The organism is Paenibacillus sp. JL3B1040 (assembly GCF_057063165.1).
In genome coordinates, this window is sequence record NZ_CM169317.1 from 3,785,824 (window position 1) to 3,809,826 (window position 24,003).

Consider the following 24,003-nt stretch of genomic DNA (forward strand, 5'->3'; position numbering starts at 1 on the left):
ACCGCTCTGATGTGATTTCCGGAACGCTCCTGCGCTCCGGCTAGGGATTAGTTTACTGGGTTCGGATCGTCCGGTAACTAGCGTACGACGCCAAATCTCTTGTTTTAGCCGCCAAGTAATTTGGAACGCCAATTTGATGGCGTATCGCCTTCCCATAAGCGAAAAGCCCGGTAAAACGAGTTTTGGTCTTCGTATCCTACCAGAAAAGCCACTTCTTCGATATTCAACTTGGGATCCGCCAAGTATTCCCGTGCTTGTTCCTGCCGGGCCAGACTTAGCAGCTTCTTGAAGGTCGTGCCTTCGTTCGCGAGACGTCGTTGCAAGGTACGATCGCTCATACCTAACTCATAGGCCGCCAAGCGGATATCCAAACGTCCTCCGGTCAGGTTCCGCTTCAAAATCCGCTTGACCTTCTCGGAAATGGAGCGGGCGCGTTCACCCAATGATCGGTCCAATACGGGAGTCAGGATCTCCAGTAATTCCTGGTTGTATGATTTGAAGGGGCGGTCCAGATCTCTCCGATGCAGCGTCAAGCGGTTTTGGCTTGAACCCGTTCGAACAGGGCATCCGAAATAAGCTTCCAGTGGGGTTGCGTCGCCCGTGAAGGACGACAATTCCACACAACGGGCGGAGATAGGATGGCCCGTGCCCCGACGCCCAAGCTCAAGCAGAAAAGCCAGCGTGATTCCGATCAGCACGGGCGGTGCGGAGGGGGAATGGGGCGAGCCTCCCAATTCCAAAATACCGCTCTCGCTCTCTTCGGTTAAACGCAGGCTTTCCGGAGGGCACAGTTGTTTGTAACGGGTCATTCGGTGAAGGGCGTCACGATAATCGCGGGCATGGTAAGTTGCCAAAACGGTCGGCGGATATTGCGCCGATTCAAAAGCGGTTACTAGCTTGGTGATGCCCAAGGCAGCGTCACCGACAAGGTCGGCATAGGCCTGCCAGATGCTGGAATATTGAGCGGCATCGACTGCAGCCGGTTCCTTCATGAGGCTGAGCGACAGCTTCGCTTTCCGCACGACGGCGCAAGGGGCGATCCCTAATTGCTGCACCCCCGCCCAAAATCCCGGAGGGATGTTTATAAGGTCAGATTTCATTGCGTCAGGATCTCCTTTAGTCGCTAGCCTATTTATCCGGTTAGCACATGGATATACAATGCACGTTCGCCCTATCTTCATTAGGACGAACGTCATTGTACTATGCCGCTGCAAAAAAAAGCAACCTCGCCTGAGGTTGCTTTGCGCTTACGATACTTTATATTTTGCCTTCGCTTGCCAGCGGACCCGTTCCTTTAGCGGCAGCGGCAGTCCGAGCTTCTGCAACTCGGCATAAACCCAATCCACATGGTACGCGTATACGATTTCGATTCTTTGCCGCATCTCCTCGTTCGTGTATTCCGGCCCCGTCGAAGCTCCCGTTGGCATCTGACCTCCGCCTTGATCCGGAGCGAAATCCGGGAACTCTTCGCTTTCCCGGAGCAACGGGCGATGTTCGTCAATGAGCCGCCGCAAGATGACCAGATGCTCATAAATCTGGCGGTACGAATCGATTTCCTCGCCGATTTGATCCATTGAATCGTTCAGATGTTTGGTCAGGTGGAACTCCTCTTTGCACAGCTGATAATATTTCACCAGACTGTCCAGCTCTGCGCGAAAGCTCTTCAAATCGACGGTTTCCCGGCATGTCGCGATTTGCCCGAATAAATCGGCCATCCGTTTGGCGACGACCTTCCGCGCTTTTTCCAAGCCGGCTTCATGTTTGGGCGGAAAAACGACCAGATTGACGACCACGGCGACGGCGATGCCGATCAGCGTATCCGTAATCCGGTTAATGCCGTAAAAGATCGGGCTTTCGCCCGGTTGGAGATTGAGCATAATGGCTAAAAACACGATGCATCCGATGGAAATCGACTTATTCCATTTCAGCAAATTGCATACATATATCACCAAGATGACGCCGATCGCGCAATAAACCGCGTTTCCCGGTTCGATCATGGCAAACCCTGCGCCGACGATCGCCCCGACGAACGTCCCCATCGTCCGGTGTTTCCCTGCCGTGAACGAGTTGGTTACTGAATTTTCCATCGAAATAATTGTAGCGATCGCCGCGTAAAAAGGATACTCCAGGTGCAGCAACGACGCTATGATGACACAGATGCATATAGCCAAACCCGTCTTGGCGTTGCGCAAACCGATCGTCCATTTCAAACGAATCAACCCCTAATTAAATTCAGAACCTGAACTCAGAACCGTATTATATAAGATAGGTTCATCCGGCCTCAACCCATTATGTACTAGCGAACGGCCGTTTTCGGAGAAGATTGGATATCTTTCATGAAATATTCAAACAATTTCAAAGAACTTAACCGGGATGTCGGATCAGCCATCCGATTTTGTACGATTACTCATACAAAGCCCTGGTTCGAACTACTCGCTGCCGATATCCAAAGTATCCGACTGCTTATCATAACTTAAGCTCGCGTTGAGTCCTCTGGCTACGGCTTGTGCGGGAACATAGGTTACTCCGCCGATCACTTGGGGAGCCGCGTTTAAAGTATCGGCAACACCATTATAGTAAACCTTCGTGCTCCCGATCGTTAACGTGATCTTATCGTCGCCTTTGATAATACCGACGGTTTGGGTTTCCCGATCCCAAGTTGTAGTTGCACCCAGGCTCTCGGCTAACTCCCGAAGGGGCACCAGGTTCGTATTTTGAACGATGACCGGATCATTTTTTAGCATGACCTTTTGACCGTTGACTTTCAGGGTTAAAGACGATTTTTTGTGAGTAGGGATTGCGGTTTTGTCGTGGAGAGCCCAAAATCTGGACATACTGCTAGTGGGGTGATCATGTTGCTGATCAACATCATCGCCGGATTCCTCGTTCCCTGGATTGCCGGCGCTTTCCTGATCTATCGGGACAAAAAAGCGATGCTGCTCGCCTTTCCTTCGGGCGGGTTCATGTCGCTGCTGTTCAACGACTTCGGCATTTATAAGAAATGGTGGGAGCTGCATCCGGATCACATGGAGTCCGTAACCACGATCCCGTTTAATCTCGGGATCTATCCGATCGTGGCGGGCTGGATCCTTTACTCCATTTTCCACACCCGGTTTCGGTTCAATGCCGCCCTGATGATCGCGGCTTTTGCCGCTTTATTGACCGGCGCCGAATTCGTATACGTCTGTCTGGACAAGATTCAATACGGGAACGGATGGAATATCGGCTGGACCTACTTGTCCTATCTCCTGGCGCTGGGGGCCGTCTACGGCTATTCCCGCTTGCACGCGCGATTATTCGTCTCCCGGAGCGGGCACCAAGGACCCTCCGGGCATTAACCGCCCCCACCGCCTATCTGACCCTCATCAAATCCATGACATCGCGCCGCATGCTTAACGGGGCTTCCCGGGTAGGACGGCCTATCCGGACAAGCATCTGAATCGTACCGCCGTCCGGCGCATAGTCGCGATGAATCCCGTCATATAACGCCTGCATTTCAGGATACTCCTCCAACGCCTGGCTAAGCGGTTGAACGGCCAGTCCCAACCGGTGCGCTTCAAGAATCATCCGGCTGTAGCCCCTTCCGCTTAAGATCTGCGCGGTTCGGGAATTGTCGCGGGTGATGATCATGGCATAAGCCGACGTGCCTTCCACCGAGGTTTCGGTGGACTTCACGAACATATCGGCCGCGGCTTGGCCGGCGTTCAGCGAAGGAAACAACGTCACCATCCCCTGCAACAGATGAAGCATCGCGCCCCGGGTCCCTCGGCCTTCGACGGAGAAGCCGAAACGGCAGCGGTTCTTCTCGCGCTCATTGGCCCGAAAGATGTCTTCCGTTTCTTGCATCACGCGGCTTACGCCGGCTTCGACTTGTGCGGCCCGAACCGCATAGCTTCCAAGCCTCCGGAGATCATCCGCATTCTGGAAAACAACCACCTGCACTCCGGCATCGTCCCCTATGCTTTCGAGCAACGCGATGGCCTCGGGGGCTAGCGCGCCCGGCCCGTACGCTCCCCGGTTTGTATCCGGCAAGAACAGGAACTCATAGAAAGGCTCCGCTTGCGGCGCGATTTCGGTCAGCGTGAGGCGAGCCGCCGGTTTCGCGTCCATGCTGGCCGCCAAATGCCCCTCATCGTATTCCCCTTCCGGGAACAATCGGATATCCGTCTCGTAACCCGAACGCAATCCGGCAATGCGCACATACTCCAAAAAGGTGCCTTGCGTGACCAGCATTTGCCGGGATCGGGGATCCACCTCGGGAGTCATACGATTCGAATCGGCGTGCAGATCAAACACCCGCGGGTCGTTCGCATCAAGCCGGATTTGCCACGGCTGCATATTGTGCCCGCTGGCCGCAAGCAGCCCGTGAGCCGCCAGGCGAACCCGCGGGTCGTCAAACTGCTGCGAGTAATGCCGCTGCCAAGGTTCAAGATACCTCCGGCGCATCCCGATCCCGCTGATCAACAGCAGCGCGGCGAAAGCCGCAGCCAGCAAAGTGCCGATTCCGGCGATGGTCATGATCATTCATCGTCCCCCCTCTTTCGGCTCATCGGTTCGTTTGCTCCTTGCCCGGCCCGAATCGAACGAATCAACAGGTCAAAAGCTTCCGCGATCAATTCCTCCGACGTCGTCCCGTAGTAGCTTTGAAGATAGTTTTCTTTTTTGCGCGCGGTATTAAAAACGCCTACGGCACAGGCCCATAATACAAGCGCCGTCTTCTCCGGATTCAAGTCGGGGCGCAGTGAGCCTTCCGCAACGCCCTTCTTCAAGGAACCGATCAAACTCCGCATAACCTGTTCGCCGAGCTCGTAACACGCTTCCCGGGACGGGTCCGGAATTCCTTTTTGGAAATCGAGTTCCCCGTTTTCGTATTCCATAATCGCTTGAAAATAGCTCGGATATGCCCGGCTGAAGCGATATAACGTTGCGGCCATTTGCTTGATCTCTCCGATCGCGTCGGGAAAGTCCCCACTCTCCATATCCTCTTTCAGCATGTCGAGCCATCGCCTGTAGCCCCGTGTCATGATTTCAAAATAAAGCTGCTCCTTGCTGTTAAAGTAAATGTACACCGTTCTTTTGCTGAACTCCGCTTCTTTGGCGACGTCGTCCATCGTGGCGGCAGCGTAGCCTTTGGCGAAAAAGACCCTTTCCGCCGCCTCGATCAAGTCCTGTCTGCGCATCTCCTGCGCCTTTTGTCTGCGCTCTTGGGTACCCATTGGCTTCCCCCTTCATTTGCACGCAAGTGAAAAATAATAAACTATCAGTTTACTTTTTTATTATAGCTTCCTTTTATTTCCTGTCAACTCTTCCCGCTTCAACGAAAGGGCAGCGGACTCGCACGCCAAAAAGCCCTCTCCCGAAGGAGGGGCAGCGGCTATAATCTAACGTTGGACTCATGGCCGAAACAAATGGGCCAAGACCGGAGATTTATTGCTCGGGAAATGCTCGGTTTCCGGTAGGCAAGAATTAACGCTTCGGCAAGCGCCGGAACGCCAGTAGAAGGAGCAGCAACATGCCGACATAGCCGAACAACGGATACAGGTACGTTAACAAGGAGGCAAAGCCGGCCTGGCTGATCAAAAAGCAAGCAAGCAAAACGGCGAGCAGGGTCGCGTTTTTGGGTACTTTGTAAAGGCTTTGCAGTTGTCTTGTGACCCCAAACACGTTTCCGACCAGCGTCGTAAAAATCTCTCCGTAAATCACCAGCAAAAACAGGACATGAAGGAACGGTCCCAGGTCGCGGACGATTTCAGCCATCGGTATGTCGTAGCCAAGCATCTCAGGCATCCGGGAATTCAAGGCAAAGTGGTAGATCAACAGCATCGCCCCGAGTCCGATGCCGCCCCAGATACCGCCCCATTTTAAGGTTTTCTCATCCTTAATCTCGCTGCCGAGCGGAACCATAACCGCCTGGATAAAGGCGAAGTTGAGGGCCGCATAGGTGAAGGGACTCAGCACCCAACGGAAACCCTCCAACTGCTGCAACTGCCAGTCGTTTATCCTCAGCAGGCTTTCCGGTTGAATGGCCCGGAATGCAATCAAGCTCGTAAACAGAAGAATCATCGGTACGACGAGCGCATTAACTATGACGATGCCGTTCATTTCCTTCGTCATGACCAGATAGCTGATAACGATGCTAAGCAAGATGCCCAATTGATAGGGGAGGCGAAGCTGCTCGGCAAATATGGAACCGGTGCCGGACAACATCACGGCGGTAACTCCAAGCAGGATCAGCAAAGTCATAAGATTGGCGATCTTCCCAAACAGGGGGCCGAACAGATGATCGTTAAATTCCTGGTACGAATAAGCCTGAATCCGATGAGCGTAAATCATCATTTTCGTCCCCAGCCAGATGAACAGCAGCGTCGTCACGACGATGCCCGCGGCCCCGACCGGGCCGTACAACGTAAAAAACTGCATGATCGATTGTCCGGATGCAAAACCGGCACCCACAACGGTACCGATATAGGTTACGGCGATTTGAAAGATTTGGCCCCACCGCACATTCATATATCCTCCATAATTACCATTTTTTATAACGCATGTTTCATCCTATGTCCAAGCTCTTCCTTCTATTCTCGAAATAAAAAAGAGGATTCTCCCGCCCAGATGCAGTACATTTAGGAGGTATAGCCATCTCAACGATGCGGAGTGAGCCACGTGAAATCGTTCTATCAAAACTGGAAACTGGATCCCGGGCTTCCGATGGACATCTACCAGAGCACCAATATCACGTTTTATCCCCATTTTCACGCCGAAATCGAATTTATCTATGTCGCATCCGGCGCGATCCGAATCGGCGTCAACGAAGAAAGCCGCCTGCTTCGGCAAGGCGACATGGTGATTTGCGGCAGCAACGAAATCCATTACTTCGACAGCCGGGGATTGGAGTCGGAGATCATCATTCTCATCTGCAAACCGGAATGGATTACGATGTCCAAGAGCTGGCCGGTCGACTTTCGCTTCGCTTCGCCTTATATTCCTGCGAATACCCCGGGGCTGGAAACGGTGAAAACGGGGCTGGAGAAGCTGATCCGGGAAAAACGCGAAAAACGCCCCGGCTTCCCGCTGCTGCTGAAAGCCGGGATATTAGAGCTGTTCGGAAGCCTGCAAAGATACGTGGACATCTTCCCGATGGACCGTTCCACCAAGGAGAAGTACGAATCCCGCCGGGCACGGATGCAGCAAATTTTGTCCTATATCGAAGACCATTACCACGAGGAACTGAACGTTGCGGTCATGGCGGAGCGTTTTTCGATGGAACCTTCCCATTTCAGCCGTTCCTTTAAGGCCGCCATCGGCATGAACTTCAAAACTTACCTCAATACGGTTCGGGTGTTGCGCGCCGAGCATCAATTGCTGACCAGCGATCTCAGCATCATGGAAATCGCTCTGGAGAGCGGATTCAGCAGCATTCGCACGTTTAACCGCGTATTTAAGGAACTTCGGGGGTGCATCCCCTCCAGCCTGCGCCGTCCGGAAAACTGACCTATCGCGCAAAAAATCGGAAAGTGCATATTTTGTCCAGCATTCGGCATAAACTGGCGAGAGAAATCCGGGCAATCTATTTATAATAATTCTTGAATTGAGAGTATCTACCCTACCCGCGAAACGGAGGAATTCGATGAACTCGCTGCGTGTCGGAATGATCGGTTACAAGTTTATGGGCAAAGCCCACAGCAACGCCTATCGGGCGCTGCCGATGTTTTTCCCCGGGGCCTTAAAACCGGAGATGGCCGTATTGTGCGGCCGCAACGAGGAGGCGGTGCAAGAAGCGGCGAATCACCTGGGTTGGCGCGAAATCGTCACGGATTGGCGGGAACTGGTCGCCCGGGACGATATCGACCTGATCGACATCAATGCACCCAGCGACGCCCACAAAGAAATTGCGCTCGCGGCGGCCCGGGCGGGCAAGCATATTTTTTGCGAGAAGCCGTTAGCGCTTACATTGAAGGATGCCCGGGAAATGCTTGCCGCGGCTGAAGCGGCCGGCGTCGCTCATATGGTCGGCTTCAACTACCGCTTCTCGCCGGCAGTCCAATTGGCCAAGGAGCTGGTGCAAAGCGGCCGATTGGGCCGGATCTATCATTTCCGGGCCAGGTTCCTCCAGGACTGGATTCTCGATCCGTCGTTCCCGCTCGTTTGGCGGCTGCAGAAGGACGTTGCCGGTTCGGGATCGCACGGCGACCTCGGCGCCCACTTGATCGACCTGGCGCATTATTTGGTCGGAGATATTCGCGAAGCGATCGGCATGAGCGAGACGTTTATCAAGGAACGGCCGCTGGCCGAAAACATGACGGGCCTCAGCGCCAAGAGCAGCGCGGACGCGCCGAAAGGTCCGGTGACGGTCGACGATGCCACGCTGTTCCTGGCCCGGTTCGCGAGCGGTGCGTTGGGCAGCTTTGAAGCGACGCGGTTCGCCGCCGGCCATCGCTCGACGAATGCGTTCGAGATCAACGGCAGTCTGGGCAGCGTAAAATTCGATTTCGAGCGAATGAACGAGCTTGAGGTGTACTTCACCTCCGATGAAGCCGATGTTCAAGGCTTCCGGCGCGTGCTTGCGACCGACCCGGCGCATGCCTATGCCGAAGCTTGGTGGCCACCGGGGCATACGATCGGATTCGAGCACACGTTTACGCACGAGATGCTCGAACTAACCTCGGCGATCCGCGAAGGCCGCCAACCGATGCCAAGCTTCCGCGAAGGCGTGCAGTGCCAAGCGGTGCTGGAAGCGGTCGAGCGCTCGGTTGCGGAACGGCGCTGGGTCGAGATCTCGGAGATGTGATCCGAAGGCTCGGGAGCGGGCTGATGCGGTATGTGACTGGCCTCAGAGCTAACGCTCGCAGCACTGTAAACTGCCCCCGATTCTAGCAACGGACCGTAGCGCCCTTATTCGTCCTTTTCCCGACGATTTCCCGGTGTAACGGACTCCAGAGGCCTTATTGGGCTCATATGGTATACTTTTGGCCGTTTCTACCCGAAATAAGGTCGCCTCAGTCCGTTAGATTTCGCAACTGCTCAAACGAGGATCAATAACGTCTCTGGTGTCCGTTAGCTGGCATCATTAAACTGCTCGCTTCTCCGGGACACACATCGTGAACCGAAGTTGACTTGTTGAACAACCCTATAAGAGAGAAGGAACATAAAGATGAAAAAAGCATTAATCGTCTGGGGCGGCTGGGATGGACACGAGCCGGAACAGGTGGCCGGTATTTTCGCCGGCGTTCTGCGGGAGCATGCCTTTGAGGTGGAGATCTCCGATACCTTGGAGGCGTATGCCGACGCGGAGAAGCTGCTGGGGCTCGATTTGATCGTACCGGTGTGGACGATGGGAACCATCGCCCAGGAGCTGGTGAATAATGTGTCGACGGCGGTGCAGGCCGGAACCGGTCTGGCCGGCTGTCATGGCGGGATGTGCGATTCGTTCCGGAATAACGTCGATTGGCAATTTATGACCGGCGGACAATGGGTCGCCCACCCGGGCAACGACGGAGTGGACTACAAGGTCGAAATCATCGCCAATTCCAGTCCGCTGGTGGAAGGGATTGAAGACTTCCGCGTACAGACGGAGCAGTACTACCTGCATGTCGATCCCGCCGTCGAGGTGCTGGCCACCACCCGCTTCCCGGTCATCGACGGCCCTCACCGCCTCAACAAACCGGTGGATATGCCGGTGGCGTGGACCAAGCGCTGGGGCGTCGGACGAGTGTATTATAATTCGCTGGGACATCACGCCGATATCGTTGACCTGCCCCCGGTGAAGGAAATGATGACCCGCGGGATGCTGTGGGCGGCCGAAGGCAAACGGCTTGCGCTGGAATCGCAGGACGGGAGCGTGCGGAGCCGGAACAACTATACGGGCATGGGGGATAGCCAATAATGGACAAAATCAAGGTAGGTATTATCGGCTGCGGGAAAATCAGCGGGATCTACTTGGAAAATTGCGCGAAGTTCGAGATGCTCGAACTCGCGGCCTGCGCCGATCTCGACATCCACCGAGCGCGGGAGCAAGCCGAACGGTATCGCGTCCCCCGGGCCTGCACGGTTGACGAGCTGCTGCAGGATCCCGATATTCGGATCGTGATCAATCTGACCATTCCGGCGGCACATGCCGAAGTTTGCCTGAAAGCGCTGGAAGCCGGCAAACATGTATACGTCGAGAAACCGCTGGCAGTGACCCGCGAGGAAGGCTTGGCCGTGCTCGAAGCGGCCCGCCGTCGCGGGCTCATGGTCGGCAGCGCGCCGGAGACGTTCTTCGGCGCCGGTATCCAGACGGCGCTGAAGCTGATTCAAGACGGCGCGATCGGCCGACCCGTCTCGGCAGCGGCGTTCATGATGAGCCGCGGCCACGAATTCTGGCATCCGGATCCGGAGTTCTATTATGCTAAGGGCGGCGGGCCGATGTTCGATATGGGCCCCTATTATCTCACCGCCCTGATTCAATTGCTGGGCCCGATCAGACGGATCGCCGGCATGACCGGCAAGGCGCTGGACCGGCGTACGATCACCAGCGAGAAGAAGTACGGCCAATCGATTGAAGTCGAGGTCCCGACCCATGTCACGGGCTTGCTGGAATTTGCGCAAGGCGCGATCGGGACGCTGACTACCAGCTTCGATATTTTCGGCGGAAGCACGCTCCCGCCGATCGAAATCCACGGGACCGAAGGCACCTTGCTCGTGCCGGATCCCAATTCCTTCGGCGGCCCGGTCAAGCTCCGCCGGATCGGCGAGGAAGCCTGGACCGAGGTGCCGCTGCTTCCCGGCTACGCCGAGAACAGCCGCGGCATCGGTCCGGCCGACATGGCCAGCGCCCTGCTGCAGGGTCGACCGCACCGCGCCAGCGGCGAGCTAGCCTACCACGTGCTCGAGGCGATGTGGGGCTTCCACGACGCTTCCGACGCGGGGAGCTACTACGAAATGCGAAGCACCTGCACGCCGCCGGCCGCGTTGCCGACGAATCTTACGCCATACACGCTGGATTAAGAAACCACCTGGTTCCGGCGCAGACAAGAGGGTGTCCCCACCTTATTTGAGGGCACCCTCTTGTGCTTCTATCCCTCTTTTCGAATCCGGCTTCGGACATAACCGATCAGCCAAAGCGCAAACGGAACCAACAGAAGATGCAGCATCGCGTATCCGGCCCAAACCCGCTGGATGATATCGGCCACGTAAACCGTATTGGTGTACGTATGCCAAGCAACCAACATAAACAGCACCGCCAAGGGCAGGATCAACAAGCGCGGTTCACGCAAACCGAACACACTTCTCAATCCGATTAGGATGGAATGGAACAGCAGGGAGATCTTCACAAAAAACGTCAGGATCCAAATCGTAATCAAAATAACTTCCACGCGCTGAAAAAAGTTTCCGACATTGATCGTTTTGGCCAATGCAAACGTGGGGAATGTGGCGTTTTCGGCCTGTTCGATGCCCAATACCAGCACGCCGAGCAGCACGATAACGGCAAGCGTCAATCCTCCGAGCAAAGTGCCGCCCAAAAGGCTCGCCTCCCTGCCTGTTTTCTCCTTAACCAACGGAAAGAACGCGAACAGGACGATCAATTCCTGGAACATCGCGGAGTGAACTCCCGCGCGGGCAACGGGCGGAAATCCGTCTTCCAGGACGGGTTTGATATGGTTCCAATCGATTTGCGGCAGCAGCGCCAATACAAGAATCAGAAATAGCATCATAATCCAGGGAAACATCAATTCGCCAAACCTTGCCAAAATGACGGTACCCAACCGAGCGCTCATCACCGCCGCCGCCAGGAACAAGATTTGAGTGGCTTCGGTCGGCGTTTCCGGCATCAATTCGCTGGACAGGAAAAAACTCAGATTCCCCAGCAGCGTCCCCGTTAGGATCAAGAAATAAAACAGGTAAAGCAGGGAAATCAGTTTGCCCGGCCATTTTCCCAGGACCGCCTCGTTGATTTCGAACAACGTTTTCCCGGGATAAAGCCGGGCAAGGACGATATACAAAGCAATCATGAGCAAATTGATCAATAAGCTGATCAGGGAAGCGAGCCACGCGTCCTCCCTGGCCATATGGGTCAGACCCGCCGGCGTGACGAGAATGGACGTGCCGACGGTCAATCCAAACGTAAGTATGAACATTTGCCTTGGAGAGAGGGGCTTAGCTCGCATCGGATCGCTCCCAACTTTGAACAAGAATCAAGGGTTCATAAAGCCGAGCGGCGCCATAACGGCTCGAATCCAATCGAGCGGCCTGTACTCGGGTCCTTCGGCCAGGTCGTTTATTATGCCGGCCACGGCTATCCCCCATATCATGCAAAACACAATTAGATCCCGTTTGGACCGCAATTTAAGCAATTTCGGCGTACTGGCAGCTCCCGCTGCAGCCAGCACCAGCAATATGCCGATCTCCCAGATCAACGAAGCTCCATCTCCCTTCGCTCGGGTTGGATGACCGAACCGATGCGCCGGATTTTTACCTCGGAAAGAACCTGCACCTTCATCGTACGGAAGCTGTCCTCCCAATGGCCCCTGTAATTGTTCCACACCTTCGGATATTTACGGTGCAGCGCTTCACCCAATCCAAAAATATCGGCCCCGTATTTCCGCTGAATGTCCTGAATGTTTCGCTCCACATTCGTCGTCAGTTTGCTTGCCAGTTTTTTTTCAATATCTTCAACGTTGGAGGGCTTGCTTAAATCCAAATTGCATTGCGCCGCATTGATATTCGCATCCAGCTTCAAACGCACCAAAAACTCGGGGCGTCCGTCCCGCGCCAGCTTGACGTCAAACGCGCTTTTCGCATTCGTAATTTCCACGCCAATGATGCCTCCTCCCGGGCAAGGTACATTCCCCGCGGTCATCTCCACTTTATTCAATACGTAGTTGGCCGATTTGCTGCCGGACTCCCCCAACCAGCCAACAAGGCGATCCTTCACGAATACGGCCAGCCCCGCATTCTTCAGAATGGTTTCCGGCTTGATTCGCCTCACGTTATCCAAATCGTTCCCGGTTTGCCGCGGGCCTTGAATCTCAACGCCGGACAATACGGGATTGGAGCCGCTGCGGTCCATCTCGGTGATAAATTGCTGAAGCGTGATCTTCCCCATGGCCGCCGATTTTTTATTGGAGACCAGAATGGAGGAATACAGCGAATTGGCAGGAATATGCTCAAACGGAGTCACCACCTGGAGGATGTCCGTAGCCCTCATGCCTTTCGCCACCAGAATATAAAAATCCGTACGCAGCTGACGGTTGCGCGAGATGAAATCCAACGCGTCGCTGACGCCCCGCCGCGCCATATCCTCGCCGAATACGAGGACGCGCAAATGGGATAAATACAACATGCGTGGGGTCAGTTCCAGCATTCGCTGGAGCGCATCGGGAATCGTCTTGCCTACCGCCGTATAGGTAATCACCGGCGAACTTCCGATGGAACTCCGCTGCTGGGAGCCAACCTCGCTCGAATTCATGACCTGGGCGGATACCGCGTAACCCTCCCGATCGTGATCGATCCCCAGCGCCATCACCACCGCCAGCTCGTTCAGTTCCTTTTTGCTCCAGCACCCGGGCAATACGGTTAACCCCGCGAGCAGAAGCGCCGCAATCACGATTCGTTCCCTCATGACCGACCATCCCGTTCAAAAAATTTTTTCGCCGTCCGCCGAGGCAATCGCAGCAACGTGTCCTTCTGGGCCTTCCAACGAAACGGGGCAACCGAAGTCATATAGGGGACTCCCAGCGATTCCAAGCTGCACAAATGCAATCCCAATACGATCATGGAGATAATAATCCCATACAAGCCAAACGACGCGGCAATTCCCATCAAGAGGAAACGCAGCATGCGCGCGGAAATGCCCACATTAAAGGCCGGCAGCGCAAAGTTGGCGATGGCGGTAATGGATACGACGATGACCATCGCGGCGGAGACGAGTCCCGCTTCCACGGCGGCTTGGCCGATGACCAGCGTTCCCACGATGGATACCGATTGGCCGATCGATTTCGGAAGTCGGATGCCCGCTTCCCGCAAAATTTCAAAAGTGACCTCCATGATCACGGCTTCGATAAATGCTGGAAATGGAACGCCCTCCCGTTGTCCAATAAGGCTCATCAGCAAATTGGTAGGAATCATCTCTTGGTGGAAGGTGGTAATCGCGATATACGCCGAAGGCGTCAACATCGCGATGCCGAAGCAGAGATAGCGCAAAAGACGAACCAGGCTGGCAAAATCGCCGCGCTGGTAATAATCCTCGTTGGATTGAAAAAATTGCGCAAACAACGCCGGAACCACCAGGACAAAAGGCGTGCCTTCCACGAAAATCGCGATCCGTCCTTCCAGCAGCGCCGAGGCGATGACGTCGGGGCGTTCGGAATTGTATACCGTCGGAAACGGCGAATATCGCCGGTCTTGAATCATCTCCTCGATATAATTGCCTTCCAGCACGCTGTCGAGTTTGATTTCGTCCAGCTTTCTTCGCAGCTCCTCCAGCACTTCAGGGTCGGCGCTTCCTTCCAAATACATGATGGCCACGTCGGTTTGCGTCTTCTCGCCCATTTTTCGCTGCTCCAAACGCAGCTTCGGGTTCTGGATCCTTCTCCGCACCAGCGCCGTATTGTCCCGCAGCGATTCGTTAAAGCCCTCCCGCGGCCCGCGAACCACCGATTGCGAGGTGGCCTCCTCCACGCCGCGTTGCTTCAGTTCGCGCGTTCCGACGCTCAACGTCAGTGGAGCCCCTTCGACATAAACGATCGTGTCGCCGGATAAAAGGTTGGCGGCCGCTTCCCCATAAGATCCGACCTCCGACACTTGTCCGAACGGGATCAGCCGCTCCCGCAGAAACTTCAGATGATCGGCGGGCGCCCCTTCCTCCCGGCCTACTGGCGGATGATCACTCTCCATCATCGCTTCGATCAAATGACGCGGTTCCGCCAACCCTTCGATAAACACGACGACGGAACGGGAATGACCCGCCATCATTTGCCGATAAATGATATCGGGACTGTCCCCCAAATGCCGGTGCATATCTTCGATAAATACCGCCGCGACCTGGGCGATCGCCGCTCGTTCCGATCCCGGCGGTTCCAGATCGATCGGCATGCTTTTCCCCACTTTCCTTTTTTTTCTATTATCTCCGGGGACGAACATCGTATGCATGCCTTGATGTCCCCTATGCTGCCTGCCTTTGCACGATTATCCCTTTCATTCAGGGGGGACTCGCGGGTAAGGGGGCCGGAGTGAGGCGAGCTCTTCTCCAGTTTTCGGCGATCTGGGCGATCTGATTAAAGGGGATCATCCTGCAAAGCGTCCGGCCAGCCTATGTCCCTCGAAGTATAAAAAAGCTGATCGTCCATTATTGACGATCAGCTTGATGATCTTCCAATAGCATATCGCTCCGCCACAGCCGGGCTACAACACCGCCGCGGCGCCCCCGTCGATGTTGACCGCCGTGCCGGTCACGTAAGACGCCGCGTCCGAAACCAGGAACGCGATGACCTTTGCCGCCTCCTCGGCCTGACCGATCCGCCCAAGCGGAATACCGTGGCGCGGATCGGTGGCGAATTGCTCCCATGTTAGCTCGGGCGCCGTCTGGCGCCATTTGCGCTCGATTTGGTCGCTGCGGATCAAGCCGATGCAAACGGCGTTGACGCGGATGCGATCGCGCGCCAGGTCCTTGCTCATCGCCTTCGTCAAAGCCAGGCCGGCCGCCCGGCTGACCGAAGTAGGCAGCGAAGAAGCGCCCGGCGTCTTGCCGCCAACCGCTGTAACGTTGAGGATCGCGCCGCCGCCGGCTTCCCGCAGGTGCGGAACTGCCGCCCGCGCGAAATTCACCGCGCCAAACAGCTTAAGATCCAAGTCGGCCGTCCAAGCGTCGGCATCGACCTGCTCAAACGGCGCCGCTGCGGATGTGCCGGCATTGTTCACGAGAATGTCGAGGCCGCCAAAATGCTCGGCCGCCTGCTCCACGGCAAGACGCGCTTCTTCGCGCGAAGCGACGTCGGCGACGAGGACGAGCGGCTCGGTCCCGGTCTTCACCCGGATAGCCTCGGCGGCCTCCTGCAGCGGCCCGGCATTCCGCGCGACGATGGCCACACGGGCCCCTTCCGCAGCAAGCGCAAGGGCCGAGGCAAAGCCGATGCCTTTGCTGCCTCCGGTGATGATCGCCCGCTTTCCTTGCAATCCAAGATCCACGTTAACTCCTCCTCGCCATTTTATTGTTTTGACTAAGCTTGGTTTGAAATTATCCCTTGGCCTTCAAGAACTCCGCCTTATAGGCCGCGGCCTTCCGGGCGATCAGCGACAGGTCGTTCCGCTTCACGGCTTCGTTCGTCAAGTCCGAGCCGATGCCGACGGCCACCGCGTCGGCTCGGATCCATTCGCCGAGATTCGAAAGCGTGACCCCGCCGGTCGGCATGATATTCGCTTGCGGCAGCGGACCCTTGACCGCTTTGATCATCGACGGGTCGTACAGGTTGCCCGGGAACAGCTTGACGATGTCCGCCCCCAGCTCCAGAGCCTCCTGGATTTCCTTGATCGTCATGCACCCGGGCATGACCGGGATGCGGTATCTGTTGCACAACATCACCGTATCGCGGTTCAAGGACGGGCCAACCACGAATTCGGCGCCGCTCAGAATGGCAGCCCTCGCCGTTTCGGGATCAAGCACGGTGCCGACGCCGATGATCGCGTAACGGGATTCCTCCTCGGCATCCCAAGCGTATTTGCGGGCCAATTGCTCGATTGCCCGCAAAGCGAACGGAATCGTCATCGTCACTTCGATAACCTTGATGCCGCCGGCAATGGCCTGCTCGGCCATTTGCACGACTTCCTCCGGGGTTTCGCCTCGCAGCACGGCGACGACGCCCTCTTGCAAGATTTTTTGGACGAGCTGCAGTTTTTTCATCCTTCAACCCTCTTTCCCACGTTGTCCATTAGAATTCCAACGGCAAAGAATAAGATTCCAAAACGACGTTCTCGCCATTCACGCGCCGATCCCCCGGAAGCCCGGGGCCTTCCACGCTAAGGGTAAGCACGGCTGCCTCGGCGTACGAAGTATACGATGCGCCGATTCTTCCCGCCCCGCCGTCTCCTTCAAAGCGGGGCGAACGGGACATCAAGGCCGATACGAACTCGTCAAGACCCGCAATCCCTCGCCTGTTTGCTTCCGGAACGCCGACCGCTTCAACCACGATCCCCACACGCCGTCCGTCCGCCTCCACTAGCAGATAACCGTCCCGCTCCCGCACCCGATAAGCCACCGACACATACACGGCAAAATACGTTTCTTCAACCCTTCCGAATATACCTTTCGCCGTAAACCGCCATTCTCCTTCCGGAAGCACGCCGAGAATCCGTCCGGGCACGTCCTCCGGCAGCGAGTAAACCGCCAAGACGGCGCTACGATGATACAGCACCTCGGTCCACTCGCTTTGATGGCGCGGGTCCGTTCCTGCAGGATCATAACCTTTGCCGGGATGGAAGAAGTACAGCTGATTCCCCTTCTCCCCGCGAATCGGCAAGCTGTAGAGCCAGCGCAACTGCTCGTTGTCGAATTCCTCGACCCTCTCCCACATCCCCCCGACCGCGAATTGGCCGGTCATGTAAGCATAAGAATGGAGGCGTTGCTTCACACCGCCGATCTCTTTAAGAAGAGCCATTCGGGACTCGCTCGCTTCCTTCCGCTCCAGCGCCCGGATACGGGCGCCCGCAGGCGCTTCGTAAAAGAGGAACCCGGCGTACTCCGTGCGCGGCATCTTATTCGGCAGCTCAAAATCGCCGAATTGCACATAATCGTGCAGGACGTTGGCGTCCCGCGGCGCATCATGCGGCCAACCTCGGGCGTGGGCCCCGACCCAGGCTCCTTTGAAATAATAGACAGCCCGGACGAACCAGAGGTGGTCCAGCATTTCGCCAAGCTCCGCCTTGACCTCAACATCGTCCACCAGCATCCAGGCGCAGGTGAACGCCTGGATCCAATGCCAGAACCAGGGCAAGGCGCCGTATTCGGCCATACCCTCAAGGCGAATATGGGCCAGCGTTTGCCGGAGGCTCTCCCTTCCGTCCGCGAACAAAGCCGCATCCCCCTGCCGCTGCCCGAAGATCAGCTTCGCGGCCGTATATTTGGCTTCATGATGTCCGTAATCCCGCAAAGGCTTACGATAAAAACCGCTGCGGTACACATGGGACAAGGCTTCCTCGAAACGCGCGGCCAACTCCGGGCTCAAGTGCTTCCCGTAGGTCTCAACGAAATACGCCATGAGGCTTCCCATCAGCTCCACCGGCAGCACATGCGGCGCGGCCAGCTCCGGCGCCGGGTCCAATCCCAGCGGCCAATGGCCGTACGTCGGGCTCGCCGCCTCCCGGTCCTGCAGCTCCAGCACGCGCAGCAGCACCCGTTCGGCCCGCCGCCGCCCTTCCGTACGGTCGAACGGCGGCGCCTCGTCCGGATGAACGGCTGCCGCAAACAAATAGGAAGCGTAATAAAAGTTATCCCGGATATCGCCATGAAACCACAACCCGCTGGGCAAGAGCGGCTGCCGCCACGCATACCCGGCCGCTTTTCGGACGATTTCCTCCATTCTTGACCGATACTGATTCATCAAAAACGCCCCTTGTCAAATGAACTGAAATGGATTAATGTGAACGTATATGAACATTATACACCAAAACGAACGTAAAAAGGAGAGATTTTACATGGAACGTCGTTACGCCTCGCATCCCAATGAAGTCAAGCAATTCGATACGGATCGGCTGCGCAGGGAATTTCACATCCCGACGCTGTTTACGCCGGATCGCCTGGAACTCGTGCTTACGCACGAAGATCGGCTGATCGTCGGCGGTGCCGCTCCGGTGCGGCAGGACGTCAAGCTGGAAACGGATCTCAAGGAGCTGGGGGTCGCCTACTTCCTCGAACGGCGCGAGCTTGGGGCCATTAACGTCGGCGGGCCGGGATCGATCGTCGTCGACGGTACGGAATACGAGCTGAATCACAAGGATTGCTTGTATGTCGGCAAGGGCTCGCGCGAAGTCATCTTCCGAAGCAAAGATGCGGCCAAACCGGCCAAGTTCTATTTGAATTCGGCTCCGGCGCACAAGGAGTTCCCTACGGCCAAAACGACGCTGGCGGAAGCCGAATCCGGAGCGCTGGGCTCGATCGAAAATTCCAACGAGCGGACGATCCATCGGTTCATTCACGAGAATGGCCTTCAAAGCTCCCAGCTCGTCATGGGGATGACCCAGCTCAAGACCGGCAACATGTGGAACACGATGCCGGCCCATGTCCATCCGCGCCGCATGGAAGCCTACATGTATTTCGATTTGGCGGAGGATGCCGTCGTCTTCCATTTGATGGGCGAACCGAACGAAACCCGACATATCGTCATGCGCAACGAGCAAGCCGTCATTTCGCCGAGCTGGTCGATCCATAGCGGCGTCGGCACGAGCAATTATACCTTTATTTGGGGAATGGCCGGCGACAACAAGCAGTATTCGGACATGGACGCCGTCGCAATGAAAGACTTGAGGTAACATGAACCAGATTCGGCGCTACGAAAAAATCATGGAGGTTCTGCTGACGCACAAAGAAGTGACGGTGGCGGAATTAAGCGAGAGCCTGGGCGTGACCGGCAAGACGATCCGGGAGGATCTCGCCAAGCTGGAGGAGCAGGGGCTGCTGGTGCGCGTGCACGGCGGAGCCATGCTCGCTCAAAGCGACCAATACGGCATCCTGCCGTCCAGGGAGCCGCTGGCCAGACACGCCGAGGAGAAAAGCGAAATCGCCCGCCTTGCCTTAAATCATATTCAGGAGGGCGATATCATCGCGTTGGACGGCGGCAGCACGACGCTGGAGATTGCCCGGCGGCTGGAGAACCGTCCACTGACCGTCATAACGAACGACGTGTACATCATCAGCGAACTGGCGGCCAAAGACCAGATACGTCTCGTCGTGCCCGGAGGCTACCGCGTCCGCAATATGCTGGCCGGTCCGGAGTCGGCGGCGTACGTCCGCCAGTTGAACATCCAAAAAGCCTTTATCTCGGCGACCGGCATTCACCCGGAACACGGGCTGTCGATTTATACCGGCGATTTGATCGACTTCAAGCGGGCATTGATCGAAACGTCCCGCGAGGCAATCGCCGTCATGAACCATCACAAGTTCGGGCAGACGGCGCTTCGCACCTTCGCTTCGCTAAGCGAACTGACGCACATCATCACCGATAGCGGCTTGTCTGCCGAGACCGCGCAGCAGTACGAACGCGCCGGCGTAAAGATCGAATTTGCATCCAAATGAACGAATTAACCAATAGGGAGAGTGGATTACTCATGAAACTGTTCGATTTATCGGGAAAAACGGCTTTGGTTACCGGAGCCGCAGGCGGCCTTGGCCAAGGGATCGCCGTCGGACTGGCGGAAGCGGGGGCGGACGTCGTTAGCGCTTCGCTGAGCACCAGCGCGGAGACGGTCGGCAAAATCGAAGCCTTGGGGAGAAGAGCTGCGGAAATCATCGTTGACTTAAGCGACCACGGCAAGCTGCAGGAAACCTTTGACGAAGCGCTCAAGTTGACGGGACATATCGAAATTTTGGTCAATAACGCGGGAATTATCCGCCGGACGCCGGCCAAGGACCACAGCGAAAAAGACTGGTTCGACGTTATCAACCTCAATCTGAACACCGTATTTTTACTGTCGCAAATCGCCGGACGCCATATGCTCGAACGCGGCAGCGGCAAAATCATCAATATCTGCTCGATGCTCTCCTATCAAGGCGGCATCAATGTGCCGGGGTATACCGCCAGCAAGCACGGTGTCGCCGGGCTGACCAAAGCGTTCGCCAACGAATGGGCTGCCCATGGCCTGCAAGTGAACGCGATCGCCCCCGGTTACATGGCTACCGACAATACGGCGCCAATCCGCGCCGACGAGAACCGGAAGGCTTCGATTACGGACCGTATTCCCGCCGAACGTTGGGGGACGCCGGAGGATGTGAAGGGACCGGCCGTATTCCTCGCCTCCGCCGCTTCGGATTATCTGAACGGCCATATCCTCTGCGTCGACGGGGGATGGATGGCAAGATAATTATTTAAAGGGGATGTTCAAAAAGTCTTCTTAAACGGAAATCACCTGCAGGCAGCTCCGGATTTCATCCACGGCGGCTGCCTGTTTCCATTCTTTCCGGTAACCCAGGCAAGCGCAAATCATCTCCGTCCCCCGTTCGATATGTCTTTTCCGGTAATGGACATGTCCCATCACGGCGTAACGCACGCCGTATGCGGCATATAAATCCGCATATTCCGCACTGCCCAGAAAAGCGTTGAAATACTCCCACTGCGGATGCGGCATCGGCACTTTAAAGTGAGGATGCCCCAACATATGGGTGACCATGATGATCCGTTTGCCCCGATGTTCCACAAGCTCCCGCTCCAGCGCCTCGTAAAAATAGCGGTGGATATCGCGGTTGCTTCTTCCCCAATCGACGAACAGGCTGTCCTGCCACGTCCGGTCCGGCGTCTTCATCCGCTCGAAGTCGGCGAATCCGTACTTGCTCTCGCCCAGCGTGTAATCGTACCATCCCGAATTGCCAACGACGACCCAATCGCCATCCAGCCCATAGGGCCGTTCGCTCAGGCAGCCGGCAAACGTTTGAAATTGCCGGTAAATCTCCCACGTATCTTTGATTCCGTTCTCCTTGCTCCAATAATCATGATTGCCGGGAACGAACAGCACCGGGATGCCGCTCGCCTCTCGCAGCCAGTGGAGCACTTTCAAGCTAAGGCGCACATCGTTCGAAATGTCCCCGGCGATAATCAGATGATCCAGCCCGCGCTCCCTGACGACTTCCAGCAAAGCTACTTCAATCGGCCTGTCTTCGGGCAGGTCGTTCAAATCGACGTGCAGATCCGAAATCACTCCGATGTTCATCAGTCATCTCCTCCTCCATGTAAGTGACAGCTCACCAGGTTCCCTGCTGCAATCGGCTTCAACTCGGGCACCACCTGCCTGCATTTGTCCGTCGCGTAGGGGCATCGGGGGTGAAACGCGCAGCCATCCGGCGGTTTGATCGGGCTTGGCAGGTCCCCTTGGAGCAAAATCCGTTCCCGGTCCTGCGCTTTCACGCGGGGGATCGCCGAAAACAACGCTTGGGTATACGGGTGCTGCGGCTCCATTCCCGATTTCCGGGCATCGAGGATCTCCACCATTTTCCCCAAATACATCACCCCAATCCGGTCGCTCATATACTGGACGACGTTCAAATCGTGGGAAATGAACAGATACGTCAGGCCGTGCCTTTGCTGCAGCTCCTTGAGCAGATTGAGGATTTGCGATTGAATCGAGACGTCCAGGGCGGACACCGCTTCGTCGATGACGACGAATTTGGGATTCAGCACGAGCGCCGAAGCGATCCCGACGCGTTGCCTTTGGCCGCCGCTTAATTCATGCGGATAACGCTTCAAATGGCTGTTGTCCAGACCGACTTGTTCCAGAGCCTCAGCCACGATTTTCTTCCGCTCCCGCTTGTCCCCGATGCGGTGAATGATGAGCGGTTCCTCCAAAATCCAGCCGATTGGCTTCCTCGGATTCAAAGAAGCGTACGGATCTTGAAACACGATTTGCAGCTCCCGGCGCAGCGTTCTCATCTCTCGCCGGTCCAGCCCCGTAATTTCCGTTCCGCGATAACGAACGCTTCCTTTCGTCCGCTCCAGCAGCCGGATCAGCATTTGGCCGGTCGTCGATTTGCCGCAGCCGCTTTCCCCGACCAGGCCGAAGGTTTCGCCTTCGCCGATCGCAAACGACACGCCGTCCACCGCCTTGACGTATTGCCGATGTTCCCACAGTCCTTGCCGCGGTACGGGATAATATTTGGCCAGCCCTTCGACCTCGATCAATGCCCCGTTCATCGGTCCGCCTCCATTCCCGCTGCCGAATACAAGTGACAGCGCACCAAGTGGTTATCCGCCTGCCGTTCGAGCTGCGGCACATGGAGCTCGCAAACGCGCTCGGCATGGGGACAGCGGCCGGCAAACGGACAACCTTGCCGGCGTTCGGCCAGGGAAGGGACGCGTCCCGGTATCGTATACAGCGGCTTGTCTTTGTGATCGATGTCGGGAATGGAGTTGATCAGGCCGACCGTATAGGGATGTCTCGGGCGCTCCAAAAGCTCGTCCACCGGCGCCTCCTCCACGACATGGCCGGCATACATCACGATAACCCGGTCGCTGATTTCCCGAATGACGCCCAAATCATGAGAGATAAAGATCATCGCCGCGCCGGTCTCCGCCTTCATGCCGCGGAGCAGGTCCAATATTTGCGCCTGGATGGTAACGTCCAGCGCGGTCGTCGGCTCGTCGGCGATCAGCAGCTGCGGCCGGCAAATCAGCGCCATCGCGATCATGACCCGCTGCCGCATGCCTCCGGACAACTGATGCGGGTATTGGCGAAAGAGCCGTTCCGCGCGGGGCAGCCCGACCCGTTCCATCATCTCGAGGGCCAAGCGGTCCGCTTCTTTGCGGGAAACGGGCAGATGGGTACGCGCCGGTTCGGCGATCTGGCGGCCGATCGGAACAAGCGGGTTCAAAGCCGTCATCGGGTCCTGAAAAATCATCGCCGCCTGCTTGCCCCTAACCCGGCACCACTCCTCCTCGCTTAATTCGCGAAGGCTCTTCCCGTTCAAAAGGATGTCCCCGCCGGAAACCGCGGCTCCTCGAGGCAATAGCCCCATGACGGATAAAGAGGTCAAGCTTTTGCCGCATCCGGATTCCCCGACGATCCCGAGCACCTCCCGTTCCTTCAGATCGAACGAAATGTCCCGGAGCGCCGAATAGCTGGCCTTGCCGGCGGAAAAATCCACGTTCAAGCCCCGCATTTCCAACAATGCCGTGTCCATCCCTCTCCCCCTTTAAATGAATGTTCAAAAAGTTAGTTAACGGACCGTAATGACCTTATTTGCTCATTTCTCGACTATTTCCCGCTGTAACGGACTCCAGAGACCTTATTGGGCTCTCATCGTGACCATTTAACTGCTTTTGTCCGAAATAA

General features: G+C 56.4%; 24 protein-coding genes. 8 read left to right on the forward strand and 16 right to left on the reverse strand.

Annotation, left to right across the window (positions count from 1 at the left end):
- Nucleotides 1-104 precede the first annotated feature (104 nt).
- From ACZF99_RS17170 to ACZF99_RS17180, 3 genes are all read right to left on the reverse strand, one after another.
- Complete coding sequence (locus ACZF99_RS17170; RefSeq protein WP_483606284.1) at nt 105-1,100, reverse strand: helix-turn-helix domain-containing protein; 996 nt, start codon at nt 1,098-1,100, stop codon at nt 105-107.
- Between the two features lie 147 nt (nt 1,101-1,247).
- Nucleotides 1,248-2,210 carry an FUSC family protein gene (locus tag ACZF99_RS17175; RefSeq protein ID WP_483606285.1) on the reverse strand — a complete coding sequence of 321 codons (963 nt, stop codon included), beginning with the start codon at nt 2,208-2,210 and terminating at the stop codon, nt 1,248-1,250.
- A gap of 219 nt (nt 2,211-2,429) precedes the next feature.
- The gene (locus ACZF99_RS17180; RefSeq protein WP_483606286.1) at nt 2,430-2,834 is read right to left on the reverse strand and encodes a copper amine oxidase N-terminal domain-containing protein; all 405 of its coding nucleotides are present in this window, start codon (nt 2,832-2,834) and stop codon (nt 2,430-2,432) included.
- An 18-nt stretch (nt 2,835-2,852) separates the two neighbouring features.
- Between ACZF99_RS17180 and ACZF99_RS17185 the strand changes: the two genes are divergently transcribed.
- The gene (locus ACZF99_RS17185; RefSeq protein ID WP_483606287.1) at nt 2,853-3,338 is read left to right on the forward strand and encodes a CBO0543 family protein; all 486 of its coding nucleotides are present in this window, start codon (nt 2,853-2,855) and stop codon (nt 3,336-3,338) included.
- Between the two features lie 13 nt (nt 3,339-3,351).
- On the opposite strand, the gene ACZF99_RS17190 is transcribed toward ACZF99_RS17185, so the two are convergent.
- The 3 genes from ACZF99_RS17190 to ACZF99_RS17200 all read right to left on the reverse strand — a co-directional run bounded on the left by ACZF99_RS17190 (nt 3,352) and on the right by ACZF99_RS17200 (nt 6,510).
- Nucleotides 3,352-4,524, reverse strand: a complete 1,173-nt coding sequence (locus ACZF99_RS17190; protein WP_483606288.1) for an Acg family FMN-binding oxidoreductase — start codon at nt 4,522-4,524, stop codon at nt 3,352-3,354.
- Entirely contained in the window at nt 4,521-5,216 is a 696-nt protein-coding gene (locus tag ACZF99_RS17195; protein WP_483606289.1) for a TetR/AcrR family transcriptional regulator, read from the reverse strand. Before ACZF99_RS17195 ends, ACZF99_RS17190 begins: the two co-directional genes overlap by 4 nt.
- Before the next feature lie 250 nt (nt 5,217-5,466).
- Nucleotides 5,467-6,510: a YkvI family membrane protein gene (locus ACZF99_RS17200; protein WP_483606290.1), complete on the reverse strand. Its 1,044-nt coding sequence runs from the start codon at nt 6,508-6,510 to the stop codon at nt 5,467-5,469.
- Between the two features lie 150 nt (nt 6,511-6,660).
- Here ACZF99_RS17200 and ACZF99_RS17205 point away from each other — a divergent pair, with 150 nt between their 5' ends.
- The 4 genes from ACZF99_RS17205 to ACZF99_RS17220 all read left to right on the forward strand — a co-directional run bounded on the left by ACZF99_RS17205 (nt 6,661) and on the right by ACZF99_RS17220 (nt 10,983).
- Entirely contained in the window at nt 6,661-7,488 is an 828-nt protein-coding gene (locus tag ACZF99_RS17205) for a helix-turn-helix domain-containing protein (RefSeq protein ID WP_483606291.1), read from the forward strand.
- Between the two features lie 136 nt (nt 7,489-7,624).
- On the forward strand, nt 7,625-8,785 hold the full coding sequence (locus ACZF99_RS17210; RefSeq protein ID WP_483606292.1) for a Gfo/Idh/MocA family protein: 1,161 nt from the start codon (nt 7,625-7,627) through the stop codon (nt 8,783-8,785).
- A 363-nt stretch (nt 8,786-9,148) separates the two neighbouring features.
- Entirely contained in the window at nt 9,149-9,880 is a 732-nt protein-coding gene (locus ACZF99_RS17215; RefSeq protein WP_483606293.1) for a ThuA domain-containing protein, read from the forward strand.
- Nucleotides 9,880-10,983, forward strand: a complete 1,104-nt coding sequence (locus ACZF99_RS17220; RefSeq protein WP_483606294.1) for a Gfo/Idh/MocA family protein — start codon at nt 9,880-9,882, stop codon at nt 10,981-10,983. Before ACZF99_RS17215 ends, ACZF99_RS17220 begins: the two co-directional genes overlap by 1 nt.
- 68 nt (nt 10,984-11,051) lie before the next feature.
- Here the strand turns inward: ACZF99_RS17220 and ACZF99_RS17225 are convergent, their stop codons facing one another.
- From ACZF99_RS17225 to ACZF99_RS17255, 7 genes are all read right to left on the reverse strand, one after another.
- Nucleotides 11,052-12,113, reverse strand: a complete 1,062-nt coding sequence (locus tag ACZF99_RS17225) for a GerAB/ArcD/ProY family transporter (RefSeq protein ID WP_483606295.1) — start codon at nt 12,111-12,113, stop codon at nt 11,052-11,054.
- 57 nt (nt 12,114-12,170) lie between these two features.
- Entirely contained in the window at nt 12,171-12,392 is a 222-nt protein-coding gene (locus ACZF99_RS17230) for a hypothetical protein (protein WP_483606296.1), read from the reverse strand.
- Nucleotides 12,389-13,597 (reverse strand): Ger(x)C family spore germination protein, encoded by a 1,209-nt coding sequence (locus ACZF99_RS17235; RefSeq protein WP_483606297.1) that lies wholly within the window; start codon nt 13,595-13,597, stop codon nt 12,389-12,391. The genes ACZF99_RS17230 and ACZF99_RS17235 overlap by 4 nt, the downstream gene beginning before the upstream one ends.
- A complete protein-coding gene (locus tag ACZF99_RS17240) occupies nt 13,594-15,069 on the reverse strand; it encodes a spore germination protein (RefSeq protein ID WP_483606298.1) in 1,476 nt (491 codons plus the stop codon). The genes ACZF99_RS17235 and ACZF99_RS17240 overlap by 4 nt, the downstream gene beginning before the upstream one ends.
- Before the next feature lie 309 nt (nt 15,070-15,378).
- Complete coding sequence (locus ACZF99_RS17245; RefSeq protein ID WP_483606299.1) at nt 15,379-16,161, reverse strand: SDR family NAD(P)-dependent oxidoreductase; 783 nt, start codon at nt 16,159-16,161, stop codon at nt 15,379-15,381.
- A 49-nt stretch (nt 16,162-16,210) separates the two neighbouring features.
- Complete coding sequence (locus ACZF99_RS17250) at nt 16,211-16,873, reverse strand: bifunctional 2-keto-4-hydroxyglutarate aldolase/2-keto-3-deoxy-6-phosphogluconate aldolase (RefSeq protein WP_483606300.1); 663 nt, start codon at nt 16,871-16,873, stop codon at nt 16,211-16,213.
- Between the two features lie 28 nt (nt 16,874-16,901).
- The gene (locus tag ACZF99_RS17255; RefSeq protein WP_483606301.1) at nt 16,902-18,569 is read right to left on the reverse strand and encodes a hypothetical protein; all 1,668 of its coding nucleotides are present in this window, start codon (nt 18,567-18,569) and stop codon (nt 16,902-16,904) included.
- 94 nt (nt 18,570-18,663) lie between these two features.
- Between ACZF99_RS17255 and kduI the strand changes: the two genes are divergently transcribed.
- From kduI to kduD, 3 genes are read left to right on the forward strand one after another with little or no spacing between them, the layout of a single operon-like run.
- The gene (gene kduI / locus ACZF99_RS17260) at nt 18,664-19,497 is read left to right on the forward strand and encodes a 5-dehydro-4-deoxy-D-glucuronate isomerase (protein ID WP_483606302.1); all 834 of its coding nucleotides are present in this window, start codon (nt 18,664-18,666) and stop codon (nt 19,495-19,497) included.
- Nucleotide 19,498: 1 nt separating this feature from the next.
- Nucleotides 19,499-20,260 carry a DeoR/GlpR family DNA-binding transcription regulator gene (locus ACZF99_RS17265; protein ID WP_483606303.1) on the forward strand — a complete coding sequence of 254 codons (762 nt, stop codon included), beginning with the start codon at nt 19,499-19,501 and terminating at the stop codon, nt 20,258-20,260.
- 32 nt (nt 20,261-20,292) lie between these two features.
- The gene (gene kduD, locus ACZF99_RS17270) at nt 20,293-21,045 is read left to right on the forward strand and encodes a 2-dehydro-3-deoxy-D-gluconate 5-dehydrogenase KduD (RefSeq protein ID WP_483606304.1); all 753 of its coding nucleotides are present in this window, start codon (nt 20,293-20,295) and stop codon (nt 21,043-21,045) included.
- Between the two features lie 30 nt (nt 21,046-21,075).
- On the opposite strand, the gene ACZF99_RS17275 is transcribed toward kduD, so the two are convergent.
- From ACZF99_RS17275 to ACZF99_RS17285, 3 genes are read right to left on the reverse strand one after another with little or no spacing between them, the layout of a single operon-like run.
- Complete coding sequence (locus tag ACZF99_RS17275) at nt 21,076-21,888, reverse strand: metallophosphoesterase (protein WP_483606305.1); 813 nt, start codon at nt 21,886-21,888, stop codon at nt 21,076-21,078.
- Nucleotides 21,888-22,865: an ABC transporter ATP-binding protein gene (locus ACZF99_RS17280; RefSeq protein ID WP_483606306.1), complete on the reverse strand. Its 978-nt coding sequence runs from the start codon at nt 22,863-22,865 to the stop codon at nt 21,888-21,890. The genes ACZF99_RS17275 and ACZF99_RS17280 overlap by 1 nt, the downstream gene beginning before the upstream one ends.
- Nucleotides 22,862-23,851: an ABC transporter ATP-binding protein gene (locus tag ACZF99_RS17285; RefSeq protein ID WP_483606307.1), complete on the reverse strand. Its 990-nt coding sequence runs from the start codon at nt 23,849-23,851 to the stop codon at nt 22,862-22,864. Before ACZF99_RS17285 ends, ACZF99_RS17280 begins: the two co-directional genes overlap by 4 nt.
- Between the last annotated feature and the right edge of the window lie 152 nt (nt 23,852-24,003).

Bases quoted from the DNA above. Each gene is read 5' to 3' on its own strand.
- ACZF99_RS17285 (WP_483606307.1), bottom strand. From the start codon at position 23,851: ATGGACACGGCATTGTTGGAAATGCGGGGCTTGAACGTGGATTTTTCC.
- ACZF99_RS17250 (WP_483606300.1), bottom strand. From the start codon at position 16,873: ATGAAAAAACTGCAGCTCGTCCAAAAAATCTTGCAAGAGGGCGTCGTC.
- ACZF99_RS17180 (WP_483606286.1), bottom strand. From the start codon at position 2,834: ATGTCCAGATTTTGGGCTCTCCACGACAAAACCGCAATCCCTACTCAC.
- ACZF99_RS17195 (WP_483606289.1), bottom strand. From the start codon at position 5,216: ATGGGTACCCAAGAGCGCAGACAAAAGGCGCAGGAGATGCGCAGACAG.
- ACZF99_RS17190 (WP_483606288.1), bottom strand. From the start codon at position 4,524: ATGATCATGACCATCGCCGGAATCGGCACTTTGCTGGCTGCGGCTTTC.
- ACZF99_RS17240 (WP_483606298.1), bottom strand. From the start codon at position 15,069: ATGCCGATCGATCTGGAACCGCCGGGATCGGAACGAGCGGCGATCGCC.
- ACZF99_RS17275 (WP_483606305.1), bottom strand. From the start codon at position 21,888: ATGAACATCGGAGTGATTTCGGATCTGCACGTCGATTTGAACGACCTG.
- ACZF99_RS17170 (WP_483606284.1), bottom strand. From the start codon at position 1,100: ATGAAATCTGACCTTATAAACATCCCTCCGGGATTTTGGGCGGGGGTG.
- ACZF99_RS17210 (WP_483606292.1), top strand. From the start codon at position 7,625: ATGAACTCGCTGCGTGTCGGAATGATCGGTTACAAGTTTATGGGCAAA.
- ACZF99_RS17280 (WP_483606306.1), bottom strand. From the start codon at position 22,865: ATGAACGGGGCATTGATCGAGGTCGAAGGGCTGGCCAAATATTATCCC.
- kduI (WP_483606302.1), top strand. From the start codon at position 18,664: ATGGAACGTCGTTACGCCTCGCATCCCAATGAAGTCAAGCAATTCGAT.
- ACZF99_RS17265 (WP_483606303.1), top strand. From the start codon at position 19,499: ATGAACCAGATTCGGCGCTACGAAAAAATCATGGAGGTTCTGCTGACG.
- ACZF99_RS17185 (WP_483606287.1), top strand. From the start codon at position 2,853: ATGTTGCTGATCAACATCATCGCCGGATTCCTCGTTCCCTGGATTGCC.
- ACZF99_RS17220 (WP_483606294.1), top strand. From the start codon at position 9,880: ATGGACAAAATCAAGGTAGGTATTATCGGCTGCGGGAAAATCAGCGGG.
- kduD (WP_483606304.1), top strand. From the start codon at position 20,293: ATGAAACTGTTCGATTTATCGGGAAAAACGGCTTTGGTTACCGGAGCC.
- ACZF99_RS17215 (WP_483606293.1), top strand. From the start codon at position 9,149: ATGAAAAAAGCATTAATCGTCTGGGGCGGCTGGGATGGACACGAGCCG.
- ACZF99_RS17225 (WP_483606295.1), bottom strand. From the start codon at position 12,113: ATGTTCATACTTACGTTTGGATTGACCGTCGGCACGTCCATTCTCGTC.
- ACZF99_RS17255 (WP_483606301.1), bottom strand. From the start codon at position 18,569: ATGAATCAGTATCGGTCAAGAATGGAGGAAATCGTCCGAAAAGCGGCC.
- ACZF99_RS17235 (WP_483606297.1), bottom strand. From the start codon at position 13,597: ATGAGGGAACGAATCGTGATTGCGGCGCTTCTGCTCGCGGGGTTAACC.
- ACZF99_RS17200 (WP_483606290.1), bottom strand. From the start codon at position 6,510: ATGAATGTGCGGTGGGGCCAAATCTTTCAAATCGCCGTAACCTATATC.